Source organism: Sporosarcina sp. JAI121 (genome assembly GCF_013408665.1).
Lineage (GTDB): Bacteria > Bacillota > Bacilli > Bacillales_A > Planococcaceae > Sporosarcina.
The window spans coordinates 2,324,627-2,344,112 of sequence record NZ_JACCCL010000001.1 but is presented as its reverse complement, the minus strand read 5'-3'; the positions used below and the strand labels follow the sequence as shown (position 1 = coordinate 2,344,112).

Genomic DNA, 19,486 nt, shown 5'->3' with positions numbered 1-19,486 from the left:
TTTTTTCTTATTACTATATTAATTGAAAGAAAGAATCCGTTCAAATCCGCTTCACCGCCTACGCTCAGTTTATACATCGTAAACAATACCTCAATTTTTCTAGTAAAGAATGTCTATACGGAATTTTCTTTCTACTGTATGATTACTATACAAACCTTTAGTAGAATAGGAGAATTCAGATGATAAAAAAGTTTATGGTGTTTTTCACCGCATTCCTTCTTATATTTACAACAGTCGGCAACGTATCTGCGGCGCCTTTATTCAAAGACGTCAGTGACAAACACGCATCGAAAGCAGAATTGGATTATTTGGCGGGGCGAGGCATCATTTTTGCAGATCCGGCAAAAAACTTCGGCGTTAACGAAGAAATCACCCGCTTGGAAGCTTCAACTTTGATTATCAAGGCACTAGGCCTGAAAACGGCAGACCGGCCTGATCCAAACTTCACCGACGTCACGGCCCATGACGAGGGTTACGAAATCATAGCCACGATAGCAGACGAAGGAATCATGAATGGCAATGAAAAAGGTGCGTTCATGCCAAACAATAAGTTGACAAGAGGGCAGATGGCAGCAATTCTAGTCGGTGCCTTTAAGTTGAAAGGAACGTCTAACCATGCTTTCAAGGACGTTGCTCCTTCATATTGGGCATCCGAATCGATTAATATACTATTTTTTAATGAAGTCACTACCGGCTACCCGAACAATACATACAAGCCGACAGCATTCATTACGAAAGCGAATTTCGGAGTGTTCCTTGCCCGTATCTTGAATCCGGAATTTAAAAAGAAGCCCGTCTGTTACAAGGCAGACAGTAAAAAGAAGGTTGTCGTCAATGTACAGGTGACAAACCTTTGGAAATCGCCGAACAAAAATCGTGTAGTGGACCGTCCTTCGATTTCCAGTCCAACCGACATCGCAAAATGGACGAAAGGCATGTCTGTCAGCCAAAAGTTATGGCTTGTAGGAAAAACGGATACACAGGCTTTATACGGCCAAGAAGTCGTTATTTTGAAAAGCAGTGGCAACTGGCATGAAATCGCTGTGAAAGATCAATACACGCCCAGGAATAAAGCAGGTTATCCGGGATGGGTACCGAAATCCCATGTAACCGAAACGACAGCTGATTACACGGATTGTAAAATAGCTATCGTCGATACGAATATAGCGACCCTATACAACGAACCCCAAAAAGCGAATAAATTCGTGGATATTAGCTACACGACTATTCTTCCGGTCATTCAGGAAGAAGGCGAGTGGATCCACGTTCAAACGCCCTCCAACGGTGTGAAATATTTGCGCAAGCAAGACGCTAAAATCGTTAAAAACTTTGCGGCGATTCCAAAGCCGACCCAGAAAGACATTGTAGATAGCGCTAAAATGTTCCTGGGACTCCCTTATGTCTGGTCAGGTATATCAGGCTTCGGCTTCGACTGTTCAGGACTCATTCATTCCGTGTACAAAAATCACGGCATCATGATTCCGCGTGATTCATTCGTCCAGGCTGTTAACGGTACACCCGTTGCCAGGAAAAATATGCGGCCGGGCGACTTGCTGTTCTTCGCGTACAATCAGGGAAAAGGGAAGGTCTATCACGTAGGGATGTACATCGGAAACAATCAAATGATCCATGCGCCGAATTCAAGCAGGAACGTGGAAATCATCTCGATTGATGCACATCCCTACAAAGCGAATTTTGCGGGTTCGAGAAGGTATTTGAAATGAAATGATCACCTCTTTTTGATAAAGTTTCAGGCCTGTCCGAACGCTTGTCCATGAAAGGCGCCTGCGATAATTTGCCTAGGTATATAAATTGATGCCTAATTATCGAGACAGTGATTACAGATGAAAAGCGGGTCTTACCTCAAAGATACTGAGGAAAGGCTCGCTATTTTTTGTATAATGAGTGCACTAATCTTATACGGCGTCTCAATGTTTTCAAATCAAGAAAAAGTAAAACTCAGCCCGATCAAAGCGATCTACAATATGGGGATGCCGAAAAATAATTAGCATCGACAAATGCGGGAGACATGCCCGAGCGCCGTAGCGGATTCAATGGAATCCCTTTTTTCAACTACTATAGATTGTCGGTCACTAGACTTGCTGAACTAATCTACTACTCTATGATATAATTTAGTGAAATAGGGAGGGGATAATATGAAGAAACTTACAATGACACTTATGGCTTTTTGGCTACTTTTTTCAATGTTGCCCATTGCGAATGCAGCAGCAGTGTCTCCCAACTACCAAGATTCTAACCCGTTTTCCGATTTAAAAGGACCGAGCGGAGACATTCTGTATTTATACCAAAAGAACATTATCGGCGGTTACCCCGATGGAACGTTTAAACCAAACCAACCGATCACGCGTGCTCAAGTTGCTGCGATGTTAGTGAAGGCACTCGATATCAAACTGATCGACACACCAACAGTGAAATTTAACGACGTTACTAAGGCATCCAGTCATTATCAAACTTTAGCAACAGTCAATGAGTTGGGCATCATCCGAGGGGATAACGGCTATATGCGTCCTGGTGAAATAACAACAAGAGCACAAATGGCGGCAATTTTGCGCAGAGCGTTCGAACTGCCACAGGACAATCAACCTACTTTTGTTGATGTGTCTCCCGCAAATTGGGCTTTTGCAGATATAAACAGCTTGGCCAAAAACTTGATTGCGGGTGGATACCAAGACGGAACATACAAACCAGGAAATCCGGTAACACGCTCTCAGTTCTCATCCTTTTTGGCTCGTTCCCTTGACGACAAAATGAAACTAGCAGGTTATCGATCTGCAGTCAGTGAAAAAGGGCTGGAAGTCAGTCGGAATGGTTGGATGTATACGATAAAAAACAGCGAATTGGTGAAAGTTAATCAAAAAACAAAAGAAAAAGTCATCTTGCTTACGGAAGATGATTTCAAAGATACAGATGGATATGTTGAGCAAAGGCTAAGAGATGGATTTCCAATCATTTTATTCAATAATCAAATTCTCATCCCTTATTGGAAAGAAGTTGATCTTAAGAGCGGAATACCGACAGAGTATGGACTGATGACATCGGCGATTTCAGGAAAAGAACTTGCTACGAACGGGGAGAAGTACATGGATATTCGCATGTATAATCTTCCAAATAGCAACGTCATTCGGAATGTAACATTTCATAATTTCGAAATTTACTTCACTGTGGAGAAAAAGGTTCGTCAATTTGATAAAAGCTTTAATGAAACAGTGAATATTGATGATTCATTGATCCTTTATTCAGCCGATCAAAATGGCTTCGGCGTAAAGAAAGTGCATGAATTTAATGCACGCGTCATTTTTGACGACATAAAAGGCTCCAAAACAAAACCGAACGTGAACCAAAACAACAAATCGGTTAAATATGATCCGTCAACCATGTATTATTTCAATCAAACAGGTGTTTTCGCTTTCAGTTTGTTGGACGGTAAAACGAAGAAAATTTCTTCTGTCCAAGCGAAAGATATGACTGTAACGGACACTACCATTGAAATAGTGGATATAAAAGGGGGAAAACATTCCTTTAAGAAATAAAAGCATCCTTCGGGGTGCTTTTTTCATGAGCACTTCAAACACAAAGCGAACGAGTTTCACATACGATAAACAAGAAGGTAACTTTGTGAGAACCACTATCCCGAAAAAGGACGTGTGCAGGCGTGTACAACGACTATAACTATAATTCAAATTCGAAATACACGCTGGGCGATCTCTTGAATGGGAAGGATCTTGAAATTGTTGCCGCATCGCTTCTTTTGCTCGGCAAACTAAAAGTCGATTCCGTTCAATTATTTAGGGATAAACCAGTAATTGCGGTTACATTGTTAGGGGAATTCAAAAATGTAAATGGTCGGAAAAAGGATGAAATGACTGATTTTCTAGAGAAGAATGGTGATTTGACATTAGACGAGTTATTCGAGGGAATAAAAAGGCGTATGAATAAAGACAGGGGGAGCGGACGTGAGTGAAACAAAGGGTTTCGACCCCGGAAAATTTCTCAATACAGTCATCTTAATTGTATTTCTACTTCTCCTCGTTTTCGGTTCAACGAATTTAAGGGATTTGACGGAAGTTGAAGATTGAAACCATTCGCACATATAATAGGTGAAGCTTCTTTTAATAGAAGTTAAATGATAATGTACCGTAAGCCATCTACTAAAATACCTCTTAATTATAAGAATAGGAAGTATTTTACGCTTTTCTCGAAAAGGAAAACGCAATTTGTATGCAATATACGAATTTAAAGATAAAAAGAACGCTAATTCAATTAGGAATTAGCGGTCTAATCTGTGTTCGTTCCACTTAAATGAACGAGTTCAAAGAAGGGAGACTGTTTTTGATATTGATATTAAAAGTTAACAATCAAGATTCTCTGTAACCTGTTTCCGCTTTAAACTTCACTTCAGCATAAGACACTTCATCAGCTTCATGCCTCTTGGAAGAAACGAGCGTACCGATAATAGCTGCCAAGAATCCAGCTGGAACCGAGATGATGGCCGGGTTAGCGTACGGGAAGATTGGCTCACCTACGAAGAACGCCGCCCCCTCCACAGGATTAATAACGCTTGGACTTAAAGCAACGAGGACTAGTGCGACAATCAAACCGGTTAACATTGAAGCAACTGCACCTGTTGTATTAAATTTTTTCCAATAGATTGTTAGGAGGATTGTCGGGACGTTTGCAGAAGCTGCAATACAGAATGCCAGTGAAACAAGGAACGCGACATTCAACTTTTCCGCACCGAGCGCCAAAATGATAGAGAAAACAGCAACACCAATCGCAGCAAATCTTGCGGCCCGTACTTGTTGTTTCTCCGTTACTTTTCCTTTTTTAATAATTTCTGCATAAATATCATGGGCAATCGCTGAAGCTCCTGATAATACGAGCCCCGCAACAACCGCTAGAATTGTCGCGAAAGCAACTGCAGCAACAAATGACTCCAATGCCGCCCCGCCTAAAACGCCTGCAAGCATTGGTGCGGCCATGTTACCGGCAGCATTTTCTGCAATGATTGCATCAACACCAACGAATTTAGCGGCGCCGAATCCTAGGAAAATAGTTAGGACGTAGAATATTCCGATAATCCAAACCGCATAAATAACAGATGAACGAGCTGTTTTTGCATCCTTCACTGTAAAGAAGCGCATTAAGATATGAGGCAATCCTGCCGTACCTAAAACAAGTGCAATTAGAACGGATATAAGACCAATTGGATCCTTATAAATTATTCCGGAATGCAAGAAAGCTTCACCATGCGGTGTTGCCGTTCTCATGGCATCGAACATGCCGATGAAATTGAAATTGAATTTTAAAAGAACGAGGAATGAAATGACAATGGTACCTATCATAAGTAAAATGGCTTTAACGATCTGAACCCAACTTGTTGCAGTCATACCGCCAAATAATACATAGATCGTCATCATTACACCAACAATCAGAACTGAAATCCAATAATCGATTCCTAAAAGTAATTTAATAAGTGCACCTGCACCAACAAGCTGAGCAAGCATATAAAACAAAACAATCGTAATTGTATTTAACGCCGCTGCGCCCCGAACTTTTTTTGCCCCGAAACGAGCCCCGATCATATCAGCCATTGTAAATTTCCCTAGATTACGAAGGGGCTCTGCAATTAGAAATAAAACGACCAGATAAGCTGTTAACCAACCGATACTGTAGTAAAAACCATCAAATCCATTTAAAGAGATTGCCCCGGCAATACCAAGGAATGAAGCAGCAGACAAGTAATCGCCGGCGATTGCCATCCCGTTTTGCCAACCGGTCAATGATCCCCCGGCAGTGTAAAAATCACTTGCAGTTGCTGTCTGTTTAGCTGCCCAGTATGTAATTCCGAGTGTCAGTCCGATTACTGCAACGAAAATTAGTATTGAAATGATATTATCCATATGCTGTTCCCCCCTTTATTTCAAAACATTTTTCTTTACTATTTCTTCGACATCTCTATCGAAGCTTTTTGCCTTATTCATATAGATGGATGTAAATAGCCATACCATTACGAACATTAATAATGAGTACACCCATGTCCAAGTCATTGAACCGATGGCGCGAGCTTCGAGTATATTTGTATATCCGGTTAAAATCGGCAGGGTGAAAAAGGCAACAAAAAAGAAAATTATATACGGTGTAGAGAAGGCTTTTTTCCGTTTAACCAAATTTTTGAATTCGGGTGTATCGATGATTTTTTCATAATCCAGTGTCGGTTTCACTTGTTTCTTTTTGGAACTTTTACTCATGATTTCATCCCCTTTTTTATGAAGTTTTGAAAACTACTGTTCCTTAGATTGTTCAACCCCCTTTTTTAAAACGAAAACGCTTTCATTTGATTTGGGAAACGACCCAAAACTAGTAAAATATGAAAACTTTAGTGGATATCAACTTACATTACCAAAAATTCCGACAATGTACAAGTGTCTTTCAGAATAGTGTAAATCTAAAATCTTTTGGGGCGAAAAACAGTACGGAAGCCAACTCAGAAACAAAGGATAAGTTACAACAAAACTAATCAAATAATTTATTGGTCACGAACTATCAGACAAATATAGTACCAAATATGGTAAAGTGATAGGACTATGATCAGTCTATAAATCTGTCGAAGGAGCATATCTTTGGGTTTTCATACCGAGCAACAACTGGATGAAGGATTCATTGAAAGGCTGGTTAAAAGAGGATACGAATGTACACTGATAAACTATTTATAGGGGGAATAAAAATGAGTATTTTTGACGGGATGATGGGGAATGCATCTGAAATTGATTTGATTAAAGCAGAGAAAGAAATGAAGGATTTACTTACACCTACTGAAAAGGTGGAGCATGCTTATAAACTGATTAGGGATTTGTTAATATTTACGGATAAGCGTCTATTACTTGTAGATAAACAGGGCGTCACGGGAAAAAAAGTTGAATATCATTCCATTCCATATAAAAGTGTTGTACATTTCTCAATCGAAACCGCGGGGACCTTCGACCTTGATGCTGAACTGAAAATCTGGCTATCGGGAAGTTCAGCACCAATTCAAAAGAAATTCAACAAATCCTTGAATATTTATAAAGTACAAAGTGTGTTAGCAGAATATGTTTTGAAATAAACTTAATTATGTGGACTTATTCAAGGTACATAATTAAGTGTCCATTACCAGTCACTCGAATAATCGTGATTGTTTGTAGCGCAGCGGTCAGGCTTACAGCGGGAATGATCCCAAAACGGATTAAGAGTAAAGCTCCCTAACTTTACTATTTACATTCAGCAAACTACTCAAATGTGTATGAAACTCCAAATAATGATGAAAAATGTTATAATTATAGTTAATTCAACGTACTATTTTCCAAGAAACTATATAAATTAAGGGAGGGCTTTAAACAAAAATGAAGAAAATACATACACTGTTTTTCGCTCTAGCGTTAACAGTAGCAATGCCAACATCAGCAACCATCGTATTAGCTATAGACGATACACCGATTATGGAAAAAACCAAATCCGTTGAGTCGGAAGTAGTAACGACTGCCGCAAAATTCACTGATATTCCAAATAGCCATTGGGCGAAAAACGAAGTCATGCAACTTGTAGAAATGGGCATCATGGTGGGCGACGGTGATATGCAATTCCGCCCGGATATGGAAATGACAGTCGGAGAGGCTGCGAAATCTTTTGCGAAAGCGCTACAGTTACAAGAAGAATCATTTTTACCTATTTTCACCGGGGAAGGGAATAACACTTTTGGTATAGAGGATTCTTTAACTCAAAGGCAAATGGTGTACACAATAGAACGCGCATTCAACTTGCAAAACGCTAATACTCTTATCGATTGGCCAAGCATTCGTTCATCTTCCGAAGGGATTGCAGGCATTGTTCCGCAATATGGGGCGTTGAAGGTTACTCAAAATGGTCTTGTCAATCCAGGGGCAATGATTGACCGCGCTTCTTTTGCAGTCGTTCTGCATCAAGCACTTGTAGAGAGCGGTAAAATTGCAATTGCCAAAAAGTACGAGTTAACTGATTTGGAGCTATCGGCTAATTTCATAAGAATCCCTTTGAATGTTAGCTTAATGAAAGTATCATTTGACGAGCACCCGATATACTTACGATCCGCAGAGAATATCCTGTTCACAAATCATACGAGAATCGATAATTCATTTTCAAGAGATAATATTTACACATATGACGTGGGCGAACAAGGGGCAACAATCGAGTTGACGGTTCGTTCCTTTGATAATGGTGATTATTTCTTATTTTCAAAACTCGAAAATCCTTCTAAATCAGCTGTAACAGTCGATGTGATTCAGAAAGAAAATGAAGTTGAATCATTCGGGCTGACCCGTTATGATCGCTATAAAATTAAACGGAGTGATCAAGATGTTTTCGGCAGTGACACAACGTCCTATCCGACCGGTTTGCTGCGCTTCGTAAAGCAAGATGGAACAGTGAAGGAGCGGATGGTCGGGCAATCATATATATCAAAGCAATTGTCATTGGAGTATGAAGATGATGGATACAGCTACATGCGTCAATTACTCGGTGAAAAGGAGGCATTATCATATGCCCAAGTAGGTACGACTTTACTTTCTGTCCATACATTGGATTCGAAAGGTGACGACATTGTTGACCAGTGGTATATGAATGCGGATGACCAATTATTCGAAAGTGATGAGAATATGGAAAGCTGGATGCTTGAATCTGCCACGTACTATAAAAAGCGTAATAATTGGTACACGGCGGGCGGACCATTCAATAAAATGGCGACAACGACAGAGCCGATGCCTGATACAGGACAAGGATACGGTAGAAATTTACTTCTATTAAAAGAAGATCGTGCATTGGTTTTATATAATGAGCAAGAGGACCGTTATTTTGAGAACTTGATTTTCAACTCATTTGTTAACTTGAAGAATTTCAAGGGTGATAAGGATTATTGGGAAACAGAGGTCACAAGCACATACTTGAAAGATTTATATGACATTACCGCTCCATTTATTGATACACGTTTCAACGAGCAAATTGCGCTGTTCTACTATAATAGCGGGGCTGATTTTGGAGTTGAAAATGCGAAGGAACCGCTCCGCAATTACGCAGACTTACTCGTTTCACAAAAGAGTAAAGGAAATATCATTCCGGTAAATGATAAATCATTCTACATTTCTGATTATTTCCCAATTGCGCAAGAAGTGACGACGCATGCGTCCATGAATCACGTGTTGGGCGGTATGAACATTTTACTCATGGCCTACAATGAGTTCGATGATCAAAAATATATAGATACAGCACGGGCTATTCAAACTGCGATTGCAGCGGATAAAGAAGATTGGCTACGTGATAGCGGCGATATTTGGTACCGTATTTCTCCACTGCGAGACTACAAGGGCGATGACTACAAACACCTTACGTTAGAGGATTTAATTAACTCTTATAAGCTTTGGCGAGATATTGACCCGACGTATTTGCCGTTGCTTGAAGAAATGATTGCTTCCAAAGCATCGTTTTTATCGAATGAACAGCTAGGGTACACTACAAAGATAAAGAACGGATTGCGTGATATCGACTTAATGCAATATCTTCCTGAAGGGGAAGAACGAACGGACGCATTATAAAAAACACTAACTGAATAGAAGTCTGCTAGGGGAGCCATTTTGGCTGAGACACATCATGCATGTAAACCCTTCGAACCTGATCTAGTTTATTCTAGCGTAGGGAAGCAACTGAAACTCTACAACAATTGAATGTAACTACGTAGAAAACAGCCGCTTTCCGATTATGGAAGGCGGCATTATTTTTGTGGTTCTATATATGTTGAAATTAAGAAATCCATAATACACGCTTCTGCTACCCCAGTAAGGCGCCTTCGCTCAGTTTTTGCACCGTATTCAATTCTCAACCTATATAAAACAGATTAACTTTACTAAAAAATTAATGGAGAATGGATGATTGAAATGGAAAATCTAATTAGCAACTTGGTTGATGAACGTCAAGAGGAACTATTGCAATTGCTTGCAGATCTCGTCCGTTTTCCGACTGTCAGCCCGCCTGCAAGAAATACAGCCGGGGTGCAGCAGTATATTCGTGAATATTTAAAAAGGGAAAAATTCGAGACGTCCAGTTGGGATGTATTCCCTGGCGATCCCAATGTAGTAGGCATTAAAAGGGGGACAAATGGAACTCGATATAACAGCTTAATCATAAATGGTCATATTGACGTTGCGGAAGTTGGGGACGAAACAGAGTGGACCGTGCCTGTCTTTGAACTGACGGAAAAAGACGGATTTGCATATGGTCGAGGAACGTCCGATATGAAAGGTGCAGTGGCAGCGACATTACTAGCCATTAAGCTACTGAACGAACTGGACGTTGAACTAAAAGGAGATTTGCAAATTCAAGCTGTCATTGGAGAGGAAGCTGGAGAGGCTGGCACGCTTTCTTGTATGGAAAAAGGCTATACGGCAGACTTCGCACTCGTGGTCGATGGCAGCGATCGTCAAATTCACGGACAGGGAGGCGTGATAACCGGCTGGATAACGGTTAAAAGCAAGGAAGTTTTCCATGATGCGATGAGGATGAGTATGCTTAATGCGGGCGGTAACGTTAAGGGGGCCAGTGCGATTGAGAAGATGATGAAAGTGATTGCTGGACTGCAAGATTTAGAACGCCATTGGGCTGTGACAAAACAATATCCGGGTTTTGCCCCTGGTACCAACACCATCAATCCTGCAGTGATAGAAGGCGGAAGACATGCGGCTTTTGTAGCGGATGAATGCCGGCTTTGGATTACTGTTCACTTCTATCCAAATGAAACCTATCAATCTGTGGTGAATGAAATCGAAGAACATTTGAATCATGTAGCAAAAGCGGATCCTTGGCTTCGAGATAATCCTATTCACTATAAATGGGGCGGAAAATCGATGATTGAAGAACGGGGAGAAATATTCCCGGCGCTCGAAATGAATAAGGATCATGTAGGAGTTCAACTGCTTGCACACTGTCATGAACAAACTGAAAAAAGCCCCGCAACTATTGGCATGTCCAAAACAGTAACAGATGCCGGATGGCTAGGTGAAGCAGGGATTCCCACGGTTATATATGGACCGGGGAAGTTGGAAGAGGCTCATTCAGTTGATGAAAAGATAAACATTGAAGAATTATTAACATTTACCAAAACGCTTATGGTATTTATCAATAGATGGTGTAATAGCGAAAAATAGTTGAAACGCAGAAACTTCTAATTTACAAGTACGCTGTGCGCGAATCAGGTACCTAAAAGAATGTCCTATCTTAATGCAGGGCGAGGTATTTCGGCTCTAGGGACTTTCATCACTCCCGAGTCTTTCCATAATTCTTCTTTTTCGATAAAGCATTTTGCCGGCTTCAGCGATATCGTTCACAGCAGAACGGTTGATGAACGCACCGAAAACGAGCCCTGCAATGGGGATCATTTGAAAAAGCTTTTTCCAACCGAATTGATCCCGGAAAGAAAAAATGACTTCACGCCAACCTTGCAGTTCAGAAAGGACTTCGCGTTTCGTAGAGTCATCAGGATTATCAAATTGAGACAATTGGGCAAGTATGGCTTGTTTACCTACAATGTCAGCAGATACAAATTGCATGCATTTTACGATAAACAAACGTTCCTCTTTTATTTTCGGATCATAGCCATAACAAATCGCGATATCCTGTAATGTTTTCAGCTGTAAACTAAGAAGTAGAGGAATGTCGATTGTTAACGTGAAAATACCGCCAATACCAGTACCAGCACCTTGAAAGGTCGCGATCTTTTTTCTGTTGCCAGTGATTTTCTCTACAGCCGTGTCCATTGTTGAAATATCAAGCTTTTCGACATCTTCCAATGTATTGACAACTAAGTCAGGATAATAAGCAGGAATTTTAGAAGCGGAACTTAAATAGCTACCGCCCGTTTGTACATATTGACCAAGTTCATCCAAAAGTAAGCCGATTTTATTTTGAATAAAAGTAGGAGTGAATTTATCAATGATTTTAAATGGTAAACGCCCAAGCTTTTCCCAAAACCATAAATCACTCTGATCTTTTTCCCACACCTCAACCTTTTTTAATTCTTCTGTTAACCATTCTTTAGAATCTGCCACTTATAGTCTCGCCTCTTTCTTTGAGTACTAACTATACGTTATTCCATCTGAAAAGTTCCATTTCTAACTTTTCCGTCTTTTTTAATTGTACCTGGATACTTTCCGTTCTAGATTCAAACAGAATACCTCTATACTAAAAGATAAGGATTAGATATGATCTACGATTTTTAAACTGTTAACAAAATAAATACGTGCAGGTGATGTCATTAATTCCAGTTGTGATTGTCCTTACGATATTGGGAATTATTGCAAATATGAACTAGCACTACTCTATGCCTTGCGTGATTGTTGTTGCAGCGTGGATTTTTCTTTTTTTTACCCTTTACTACCCATGTCAATCAATGCTGTGGTAATTACTTTCGAGCATTTTAGCAATCATTCATTATCTTGAAAGAACTCAAATAAGTCCCGCTGATAAATCTTATCAAATGTGCTCGCAAAATAATCTATAATGTTTCGGAATTACTAACGTTTGACTGCTTGCAATGTTACGATTAGTACCATGTAGCCTATGTCTTCATAGAGTGCTTTGAACTATAGGAAAGTTGTAGTTGAATGGTAAGACATGCTGCGAAATACAACGTATAAATTATTGACCATCTGCTGATTTTGTCCAAGTCCACCAACTATCTAGAAAAAAATTATTTGATGAATTATAAAGGAGCAAATGTTGTGAAACGAATCGCAATAGATATGGATGAAGTCATATCATATTTCAGCGCTAAATGTCTGGAACTATTTAATGAAGAATTTCAAGAAAGATATACGGATCAGCATTTACAGGGAAAGAAACTCATGGAGTTAGATGCTAGATTTGAAAAGAAGGTAGACCAATATTTGGCGAACGAATCGTTTTTCTTGGAGTTAGAAGTGATAAAGGACAGTCAAAAAGTCATAAAAGAATTGAGTGCTTATTATGAAATTTATATCGTAACCGCCGCAATGGAGTTTCCGGCTTCGTTGGCTCCAAAATATCGATGGTTGAAAAAACACTTCAGCTTTTTGAATGAAAAGAATTTCGTGTTTTGCGGAGATAAGAGTATTATTCTTGCAGATTATTTGCTAGATGATACGCCAAGTAATTTAGAAGCATTTCAAGGGAAGGGTATACTATTTACAGCGCCACATAATGTAAATGAAACCGGATATACGCGGGTTAACAACTGGAAAGAAGTTAAAGCCTATTTTCTGTAATGTCACAAGCATTCATTTCTTCACCCATCATTGATTTCACAGGATATCTCCAAAGTGAAGCAACTTTCAATTGAAATTCCTCCTTTATATGATCTCCTGTCTAACATACGGAAATTTGAAGGAATAGTCTTGCAAATTACCGCGTTTATTTGGTTCCGCGTATAATGGAGGGGAAGGGGTGTTGAAATGTGTGCCTGATTAATTTTCATTACAACGAACATCCGATTTACAAATTGATTGTAGCCGCGAATCGGGATGAGTTTTATGAGCGATCGACCGCCCCGGCGGATTTCTGGACGGACAAGCCTGATATATTGGCAGGACGTGATTTATTGCATATGGGAACTTGGCTTGGTATAACAAAGTCAGGGCGATTTGCTGCATTGACGAATTACCGGGACCCGCGGGAGATCAGTGTCGACAAACAATCCCGCGGTGATATCGTCACCACCTTTCTATCAGAAACTGTGTCGCCTGAAGAATACCTTGAGACGTTGAAGAGGAAGAAAGATGATTATGCAGGATTCAATATTCTAGTTGGGGATTCCGATTCTTTATACTACTATTCCAATAAGCAAGCGGAAATCAGGAATGTATCCGCAGGAACACATAGTTTGAGCAATCAGTTTCTGAACACGGCTTGGCCAAAAGTGGTGAAGGGAAGAACTAAGCTTCGGGATTATGTATTGGAACATGATATCGTTAATACAGATGTTCTTTTTGACATCCTTTCTGATGCTGATGTTGCGCCGGATGCACGATTGCCGAATACTGGGGTAGGCTTGGATCTTGAACGCCAACTGTCACCACTCTTCATCAAAACACCTGCCTATGGAACTCGTTCTTCTACAGTATTGCTAATAGGTCATGATCGAAGTATTACTTTCGTCGAACGCACTTTTATCGACGGTGAACTAAATGGTGTTAAACGTTTTGTCTTGTGATTTGTTTTATTTTAACCGACACCATTTACGAACCAATCACACCAACAGAGTAAAGAACTATAAATTGATAGGGAGATGAAGAAAGTGGACAGTGTCATCCAATCCTACTTTGCAAATCTGGAAGCAAAGGACAAAGACGTGCAACTTGAAGCATTTAATAATATTATTGCAGCTACAAAAGAAGAAGTGGACTGGGCTTATGAAGTTTGGGATGAATTAAAGGAATGGCTAACAGATACTGATAATCATCGAAGATCCAGGGCAGCTCAGTTCCTAGCCGGCCTAGCGAAAAGTGATCCTGAAAAACGCATACTAGGCGATTTTTCGGCGTTATGGAAAGTGACAAAGAACCCGAAATTTGTTACAGCCCGACATAGCTTACAATCGATATGGAAAGTCGGTTTAGCCGGTAAGGAACAAAAAGAAATGGTAATTAATCATATAGTGGATCGTTTTCAAAACGGTGTGGATGAAAAGAATTATACGTTAATTCGGTTTGATATGATTCAAGGCTTGAAAAATTTATATGATGTATTAAAAGATGAAGAAATTAAAAAAATAGCTATGGGATTGATTGAAACAGAAGAAGACGTCAAATACCGTAAAAAGTATATGACTGTGTGGAAATGATGAGTCTAGTGTGAGAACCTGTGAATTCGGGTTCGCACTCGAACTGTAACCCAAACACATGGCGGGCGGTATATTGCAAATCAAGGAGAGGGAGGCTCACTACTCAATTATAACAACCTTCATTATATGTTCACTAAGTATAGGAACTTAATGAAAAAAACAAACTGGTTTTGATACATTCGTTTTTTATATGAAAAGATGGTACTGACCAAGTCGGGGTTACAGGTTTGCAGGACTGATATAGTTTTCTCGGAAAAAACGATCAGAATTAGTGAAGGGATAACTGGAAAAAACCCGTATTTAATCCCTGAAAGTAAAACTGATTTTAAAACTGGAACTCTACAAAGAATTCAATTTTGGGGATATCTATGTTTCACAAACTATGCATTAGTGGTATAAGACGAGTAGGGAGGAGTTGAAAGTAAATGACTTTCGTACATATTGGCGTTTTTATCATGGCGGTCGCGTTTGCAATCGTTGCGGTATTCATTGCTAAATTGCTTTTGCGAATATCAGGCGTCATTGGTACCATCGGCCAAACTGTTAGTAATATGGAATCAAAACTAGACAAGACAGTCATTGAATTGGAACAAACGATTACAGAAACGAATGTAACAGCAACGGACATCGAGGAAAAATCACTTGCATTGAATAGTATCTTCTACACAGTGAAGCATGTAGGGGATTCAACGTCACTCATAAGTAATGGAGTAGCTGCAAGAACAAAACGCTATTCGGAAGATTCTTCGATGCCGGGGACGAAACCGTTCGTTCGAATCATTCAGTTTTCTGAATTCGCTTCAGGTCTATTCAATTCCTGGAAGCGCGGCAAGAGTGCTTCATCAAAACAATTTTGAAATGAGGGATGGACATGAATTTGACAGGAATCGGCGTATTGCTGATAGGTATCGCATTGCTGGTGCTTGCTATTTTTGTGGCACGCGTATTGAATAATTTTTCTTCTATATTAAATGGGGTCGACAAGACAATTGAACAGCTACCGGATCAATTGGATAGTATTTTAAATGAGACGGGGAACTTGATCCATAACAGTAATAATACGCTTGCCGATGTCAATGAAAAACTGGGAACACTGACGCCTTTGTTCCATATCGTTGGAGATGTAGGCGAGTCTACAAGAACATTGTCATCATCGCTTGTCGATTTGACAGCTTCTGCAAAGGGTAGGATGGACGAAGCAGATCCCGATAAACAGGATAGGAGGTTGGGCGGTTTATACGGCACGGCTGCTCTGGGATTTTATGCCATGCAAAAAAACAAAGAAGCTAAGAAAGGAACCCGCTCAACGCGTGTTAGAAATTTGTATACGGAAGGTGAAAAACGTACATTTGATATTGATAGGATGAAAGCCGAAGCGAGAGAAGCTGCAAGAAGTGGAAAATATAACAGTGAAGATGCAACATAAAAATCGTGTGGAAGGATAGAATCCCTTCCACACGATTTTTATGTTATTCAACTCGGTTTTGTAACTGGTATTGTTTCTTTGATCTCTTTTCTTCTTTGCGAAAGAAAGAATACAAATGATAGAAGCCCGTAGATACCTTCATACTTTTCACGTCTCACAAACTCTTTTGCACTGCCGGTCTGTTCTTTTAAAGTGTTTGTTTTATCAAGAGCGGCAGATGTGAGTTTTCTTGAAGCTTCACCTGCATCCCCAACGATATGGAAAAGCGGGCTTATTTCATTCACTTGTTCATTGACATTGCCCAATGTCGCATTGCTTGTTTGAAGTATGTCCGAAGCTTGATGTGTAACATCGTCGAGAACTTCGGGCAAAAGATCTGTTGTCTGTTGGAGACTTGCAAGTACATCCGACAACTTTTTAATCGGTTTCAAAAGAAAAATGACCAGTACAGCAAATGCGATTCCAATAATAAGTACACCAATACCTAACCAATCCATATTCACTCACCCCGTTTTCAAGTTTATGACCTATTCTTTTGTTGCGGCATCGGCAAACGTTTGGGCTTAACCTCAACTTCATCCCATTCGGTTTTCTGTTTTTCGCGTTGGAAGCGGTAATAGACACGTGCCGCTGTTTCAGTCAGAACGGTCGCTTTTTCCATAAGATCCCGATATTTTTCAGGAGGTGCTGCGACTTCATCTGAAATGGCACGAATCGATTTGTTCATATGATCAGTGGAATCTCCAAGGTTCTTCGCCGAAAGTGACAAGCTGTTCAAGGTTTGCAGTTTGTTTTCCGCATCTTCCGCAATCCGGTTCGTCTTTTCCATCAATTGCTCGGACTTTTCAGTAATGCCACCAAGTTTCTTCTCAACCCGTTTCAATGTCTCAGAAACTTCACCCATCGTCTGTTTTGCGCTTTTCAAAGTTATGACAACGAAAACTGCAATGAGCAGTAAGGATAAGGCCGCAATGATAGCGCTCACGTATAAAAGTATTTCCATTCACATTTCATCCCCCATCCAGACTAGTAAATTGTCTTTACCTATTTTGTACCACTATACAGTCATAACTAAACACATACAACAGTTGGAAAGCCAATTGTGGTATGTGTTTGATGGACGGTGTTAATCTTGCACTAGTAATACCAACTTAAAATCGGCCACTTCGTTCCTCTTTAATTATACACTTATTATCGCTGACTGTATCCGGTGGACATAGGTTATCCCTCTAAAGCCTGTTAACGAATGTCTCTTTGATAAGGAGGTATATAAAATATCCAAACTGTTGAAATGAAAAAAATGAAGTGGGTCCTTGAATGAGCGGTTTTCTATTAAGTTGTAAGGATTAGCAATAGCCTTATCTTGATTGTTCGGTTGTCATGATAGATATGAAGTTATGGAAAAACAACGCATCAAGCCAATTGTACTTTCGACATTAAAAAAGGTATCGGATTATGGAACAAGTGGACTTGTTTCATAACCTGATACCTTTTTTCCTATATACTTATAAATGGAAGAAGACTCCAATGAGATAAGTTCTGTAATTTGAATCAAATGAATGGGGGGAGTACTTTTATGTTCATAGGAATCATCTTCTTGAATGTTATCTTACCAATTCTATTCCTATTAGTAATAGGCGCAGGTTTGCAAAGGAAATTCGCTTTTAATTTGCGGGGGATTTCGAATTTGATTACGTATTGTCTCATGCCGGCTGCTGTTTTCATCAATCTGTATGAAACTGAGATTGAAGTCCAGGTTCTCTTTGAAATAATCGGTTATTTACTGACCTTCAGTCTGTTATTAATTGTCGTTACTGCTATGTTAAGTAAATTATTAAGTTTGAATAAAGGGGAATCGGCAATTTTTAAAAATGGCATTACCTTGATTAATTCAGGGAATTATGGAATACCGGTCAGCCAGTTGATATTTCAAGCTAATCCATTAGGCGTATCCATCCAAATTATCGTGATGGTATTTCAAAATATTCTAACGTATACATATGGATTGTATAATTTGATTTCCGCGACTAAGTCCGGTTTAGAAATCTTGAAGTTACTTTTGAAAATGCCCATCATCCACGCAATGATTCTTGGGAGTTTATTAAACGCATTACAAGTCCCGATTCCGAAGTTTATTTGGATTCCCATCAGTCATCTGGCTGATGCATTTTTAGCAATCGCACTTCTATTATTGGGGGCACAACTGGCACAAATTCAATTTCGGACAATCATTAATCGGACGATTGTCGTTAGCAGCATAGGAAGACTGATAATCGGTCCGACTGTTTCACTGTTTCTAATCTTTGTTTTCGGACTGGATGGTATTGTAGCACAGTCGCTGTTTATCGCTAGTTCATTTCCGACTTCAAGAAATAGTTCGACACTCGCTTTGGAATACGATGTGTATCCGAATCTGGCGGCACAAACAGTTCTTTTTACAACTGTTTTAAGCGCTATTACGGTGACGTTCGTAGTCTATTTATCAACGATATTATTTGTTTAATGTTCTGATGACGTATGTTACTTCACTCCAATAAATAAAAGTATTGAAAATAGAGAACCTAGAATAATGATTGAAATAACAAACATAAAACCAGTAAACAACATGATTGTTCCGAATCCACGCCATGCGGAAAAATTATGGACAATCCCTATTCCTTTACTAAGGATAATGAGCCCGAAAATAGATATCCCAACTATGATCCAAGTTTGCAAAAAGAAAAAAAAGAAACCCATATTCGTGCCAAACAGACTATTTGGTGCTTCGAAAAGCTGTTTGCCATATATGGAAACAGCAATGATGCCAATAGGCGCTGTCCAAATGGCGGGTATTGTACTTGCTCCAATTGCACGCGCCATTTTTTGCGGTGTTCCTGTACCACCGAGCAATTTACCGAACCAAGTATACGCAAATGACGCTATTCCCCATCCAGCGAGTCCTGATAATAAACTAAGAACTAGAATAAGCGTGATGGTGGACGATAATGACAAATCAACAAATAAACCTGTGTCTGCAAATGCCATGAAACTGCTTCCAAGTGAAGAGGCGGAGATAAGTACGAGCGGATACAAAATAGATTTGTGCTCGACAATATAGCGAATCGTTTTGCTTGGTTGTGTCCAAATCGAGAAAAACGGATTCATTAAATTACTCCTTTTTACTATGA

Annotated in this window: 19 protein-coding genes and 1 riboswitch; of the genes, 13 read left to right on the top strand and 6 right to left on the bottom strand. The window is 39.7% G+C overall.

Annotated elements, in window-relative coordinates; all coding sequences use genetic code 11:
- Window positions 1-179 precede the first annotated feature (179 nt).
- The 4 genes from HDC33_RS11075 to HDC33_RS16650 all read left to right on the top strand — a co-directional run bounded on the left by HDC33_RS11075 (window position 180) and on the right by HDC33_RS16650 (window position 4,097).
- Window positions 180-1,724, top strand: a complete 1,545-nt coding sequence (locus tag HDC33_RS11075) for an S-layer homology domain-containing protein (protein WP_179392482.1) — start codon at window positions 180-182, stop codon at window positions 1,722-1,724.
- Between the two features lie 432 nt (window positions 1,725-2,156).
- Entirely contained in the window at window positions 2,157-3,551 is a 1,395-nt protein-coding gene (locus HDC33_RS11070) for an S-layer homology domain-containing protein (protein WP_179392481.1), read from the top strand.
- A gap of 122 nt (window positions 3,552-3,673) precedes the next feature.
- Window positions 3,674-3,982 carry a hypothetical protein gene (locus tag HDC33_RS11065; RefSeq protein WP_179392480.1) on the top strand — a complete coding sequence of 103 codons (309 nt, stop codon included), beginning with the start codon at window positions 3,674-3,676 and terminating at the stop codon, window positions 3,980-3,982.
- Complete coding sequence (locus HDC33_RS16650; protein ID WP_255457343.1) at window positions 3,975-4,097, top strand: hypothetical protein; 123 nt, start codon at window positions 3,975-3,977, stop codon at window positions 4,095-4,097. The genes HDC33_RS11065 and HDC33_RS16650 overlap by 8 nt, the downstream gene beginning before the upstream one ends.
- 279 nt (window positions 4,098-4,376) lie before the next feature.
- On the opposite strand, the gene HDC33_RS11060 is transcribed toward HDC33_RS16650, so the two are convergent.
- Together HDC33_RS11060 and HDC33_RS11055 are read right to left on the bottom strand one after the other, a co-directional pair.
- Window positions 4,377-5,921, bottom strand: a complete 1,545-nt coding sequence (locus HDC33_RS11060) for a solute symporter family protein (RefSeq protein WP_179392479.1) — start codon at window positions 5,919-5,921, stop codon at window positions 4,377-4,379.
- 15 nt (window positions 5,922-5,936) lie between these two features.
- Entirely contained in the window at window positions 5,937-6,269 is a 333-nt protein-coding gene (locus tag HDC33_RS11055; RefSeq protein WP_179392478.1) for a DUF485 domain-containing protein, read from the bottom strand.
- Between the two features lie 476 nt (window positions 6,270-6,745).
- Here HDC33_RS11055 and HDC33_RS11050 point away from each other — a divergent pair, with 476 nt between their 5' ends.
- From HDC33_RS11050 to HDC33_RS11040, 3 genes are all read left to right on the top strand, one after another.
- Window positions 6,746-7,123: a PH domain-containing protein gene (locus HDC33_RS11050; protein ID WP_179392477.1), complete on the top strand. Its 378-nt coding sequence runs from the start codon at window positions 6,746-6,748 to the stop codon at window positions 7,121-7,123.
- 277 nt (window positions 7,124-7,400) lie between these two features.
- Complete coding sequence (locus tag HDC33_RS11045; RefSeq protein WP_179392476.1) at window positions 7,401-9,620, top strand: S-layer homology domain-containing protein; 2,220 nt, start codon at window positions 7,401-7,403, stop codon at window positions 9,618-9,620.
- A gap of 17 nt (window positions 9,621-9,637) precedes the next feature.
- Window positions 9,638-9,740: riboswitch (TPP riboswitch) on the top strand.
- A gap of 219 nt (window positions 9,741-9,959) precedes the next feature.
- Window positions 9,960-11,225 (top strand): acetylornithine deacetylase, encoded by a 1,266-nt coding sequence (locus HDC33_RS11040; protein WP_179392475.1) that lies wholly within the window; start codon window positions 9,960-9,962, stop codon window positions 11,223-11,225.
- A 96-nt stretch (window positions 11,226-11,321) separates the two neighbouring features.
- On the opposite strand, the gene HDC33_RS11035 is transcribed toward HDC33_RS11040, so the two are convergent.
- Window positions 11,322-12,125, bottom strand: a complete 804-nt coding sequence (locus tag HDC33_RS11035) for an EcsC family protein (RefSeq protein ID WP_179392474.1) — start codon at window positions 12,123-12,125, stop codon at window positions 11,322-11,324.
- A 672-nt stretch (window positions 12,126-12,797) separates the two neighbouring features.
- On the opposite strand from HDC33_RS11035, the gene HDC33_RS11030 reads away from it, so the two are divergent.
- The 5 genes from HDC33_RS11030 to HDC33_RS11010 all read left to right on the top strand — a co-directional run bounded on the left by HDC33_RS11030 (window position 12,798) and on the right by HDC33_RS11010 (window position 16,319).
- On the top strand, window positions 12,798-13,319 hold the full coding sequence (locus tag HDC33_RS11030; protein WP_179392473.1) for a 5' nucleotidase, NT5C type: 522 nt from the start codon (window positions 12,798-12,800) through the stop codon (window positions 13,317-13,319).
- Window positions 13,320-13,507: 188 nt separating this feature from the next.
- Complete coding sequence (locus HDC33_RS11025) at window positions 13,508-14,263, top strand: NRDE family protein (protein WP_179392472.1); 756 nt, start codon at window positions 13,508-13,510, stop codon at window positions 14,261-14,263.
- A gap of 84 nt (window positions 14,264-14,347) precedes the next feature.
- A complete protein-coding gene (locus HDC33_RS11020; protein WP_179392471.1) occupies window positions 14,348-14,893 on the top strand; it encodes a hypothetical protein in 546 nt (181 codons plus the stop codon).
- 425 nt (window positions 14,894-15,318) lie between these two features.
- On the top strand, window positions 15,319-15,750 hold the full coding sequence (locus HDC33_RS11015; RefSeq protein ID WP_179392470.1) for a DUF948 domain-containing protein: 432 nt from the start codon (window positions 15,319-15,321) through the stop codon (window positions 15,748-15,750).
- 14 nt (window positions 15,751-15,764) lie between these two features.
- Window positions 15,765-16,319, top strand: coding sequence for a DUF948 domain-containing protein (locus HDC33_RS11010; RefSeq protein WP_179392469.1), 555 nt, complete (start codon window positions 15,765-15,767; stop codon window positions 16,317-16,319).
- A gap of 47 nt (window positions 16,320-16,366) precedes the next feature.
- Here HDC33_RS11010 and HDC33_RS11005 read toward each other — a convergent pair whose 3' ends face one another.
- Window positions 16,367-16,816: a DUF948 domain-containing protein gene (locus HDC33_RS11005; RefSeq protein WP_179392468.1), complete on the bottom strand. Its 450-nt coding sequence runs from the start codon at window positions 16,814-16,816 to the stop codon at window positions 16,367-16,369.
- A 23-nt stretch (window positions 16,817-16,839) separates the two neighbouring features.
- Complete coding sequence (locus tag HDC33_RS11000; protein ID WP_179392467.1) at window positions 16,840-17,322, bottom strand: DUF948 domain-containing protein; 483 nt, start codon at window positions 17,320-17,322, stop codon at window positions 16,840-16,842.
- A gap of 573 nt (window positions 17,323-17,895) precedes the next feature.
- Here HDC33_RS11000 and HDC33_RS10995 point away from each other — a divergent pair.
- Window positions 17,896-18,822 (top strand): AEC family transporter, encoded by a 927-nt coding sequence (locus tag HDC33_RS10995; protein WP_179392466.1) that lies wholly within the window; start codon window positions 17,896-17,898, stop codon window positions 18,820-18,822.
- Window positions 18,823-18,839: 17 nt separating this feature from the next.
- Here the strand turns inward: HDC33_RS10995 and HDC33_RS10990 are convergent, their stop codons facing one another.
- The gene (locus tag HDC33_RS10990) at window positions 18,840-19,463 is read right to left on the bottom strand and encodes a YIP1 family protein (RefSeq protein WP_179392465.1); all 624 of its coding nucleotides are present in this window, start codon (window positions 19,461-19,463) and stop codon (window positions 18,840-18,842) included.
- Between the last annotated feature and the right edge of the window lie 23 nt (window positions 19,464-19,486).

What these genes read in the sequence shown, in the direction of transcription:
- HDC33_RS11060 (WP_179392479.1), bottom strand. Translation starts at nt 5,921, where the DNA reads ATGGATAATATCATTTCAATACTAATTTTCGTTGCAGTAATCGGACTG.
- HDC33_RS11015 (WP_179392470.1), top strand. Translation starts at nt 15,319, where the DNA reads ATGACTTTCGTACATATTGGCGTTTTTATCATGGCGGTCGCGTTTGCA.
- HDC33_RS11075 (WP_179392482.1), top strand. Translation starts at nt 180, where the DNA reads ATGATAAAAAAGTTTATGGTGTTTTTCACCGCATTCCTTCTTATATTT.
- HDC33_RS11045 (WP_179392476.1), top strand. Translation starts at nt 7,401, where the DNA reads ATGAAGAAAATACATACACTGTTTTTCGCTCTAGCGTTAACAGTAGCA.
- HDC33_RS11070 (WP_179392481.1), top strand. Translation starts at nt 2,157, where the DNA reads ATGAAGAAACTTACAATGACACTTATGGCTTTTTGGCTACTTTTTTCA.
- HDC33_RS10995 (WP_179392466.1), top strand. Translation starts at nt 17,896, where the DNA reads ATGTTCATAGGAATCATCTTCTTGAATGTTATCTTACCAATTCTATTC.
- HDC33_RS11010 (WP_179392469.1), top strand. Translation starts at nt 15,765, where the DNA reads ATGAATTTGACAGGAATCGGCGTATTGCTGATAGGTATCGCATTGCTG.
- HDC33_RS11050 (WP_179392477.1), top strand. Translation starts at nt 6,746, where the DNA reads ATGAGTATTTTTGACGGGATGATGGGGAATGCATCTGAAATTGATTTG.
- HDC33_RS11040 (WP_179392475.1), top strand. Translation starts at nt 9,960, where the DNA reads ATGGAAAATCTAATTAGCAACTTGGTTGATGAACGTCAAGAGGAACTA.
- HDC33_RS10990 (WP_179392465.1), bottom strand. Translation starts at nt 19,463, where the DNA reads ATGAATCCGTTTTTCTCGATTTGGACACAACCAAGCAAAACGATTCGC.
- HDC33_RS11000 (WP_179392467.1), bottom strand. Translation starts at nt 17,322, where the DNA reads ATGGAAATACTTTTATACGTGAGCGCTATCATTGCGGCCTTATCCTTA.
- HDC33_RS11055 (WP_179392478.1), bottom strand. Translation starts at nt 6,269, where the DNA reads ATGAGTAAAAGTTCCAAAAAGAAACAAGTGAAACCGACACTGGATTAT.
- HDC33_RS11005 (WP_179392468.1), bottom strand. Translation starts at nt 16,816, where the DNA reads ATGGATTGGTTAGGTATTGGTGTACTTATTATTGGAATCGCATTTGCT.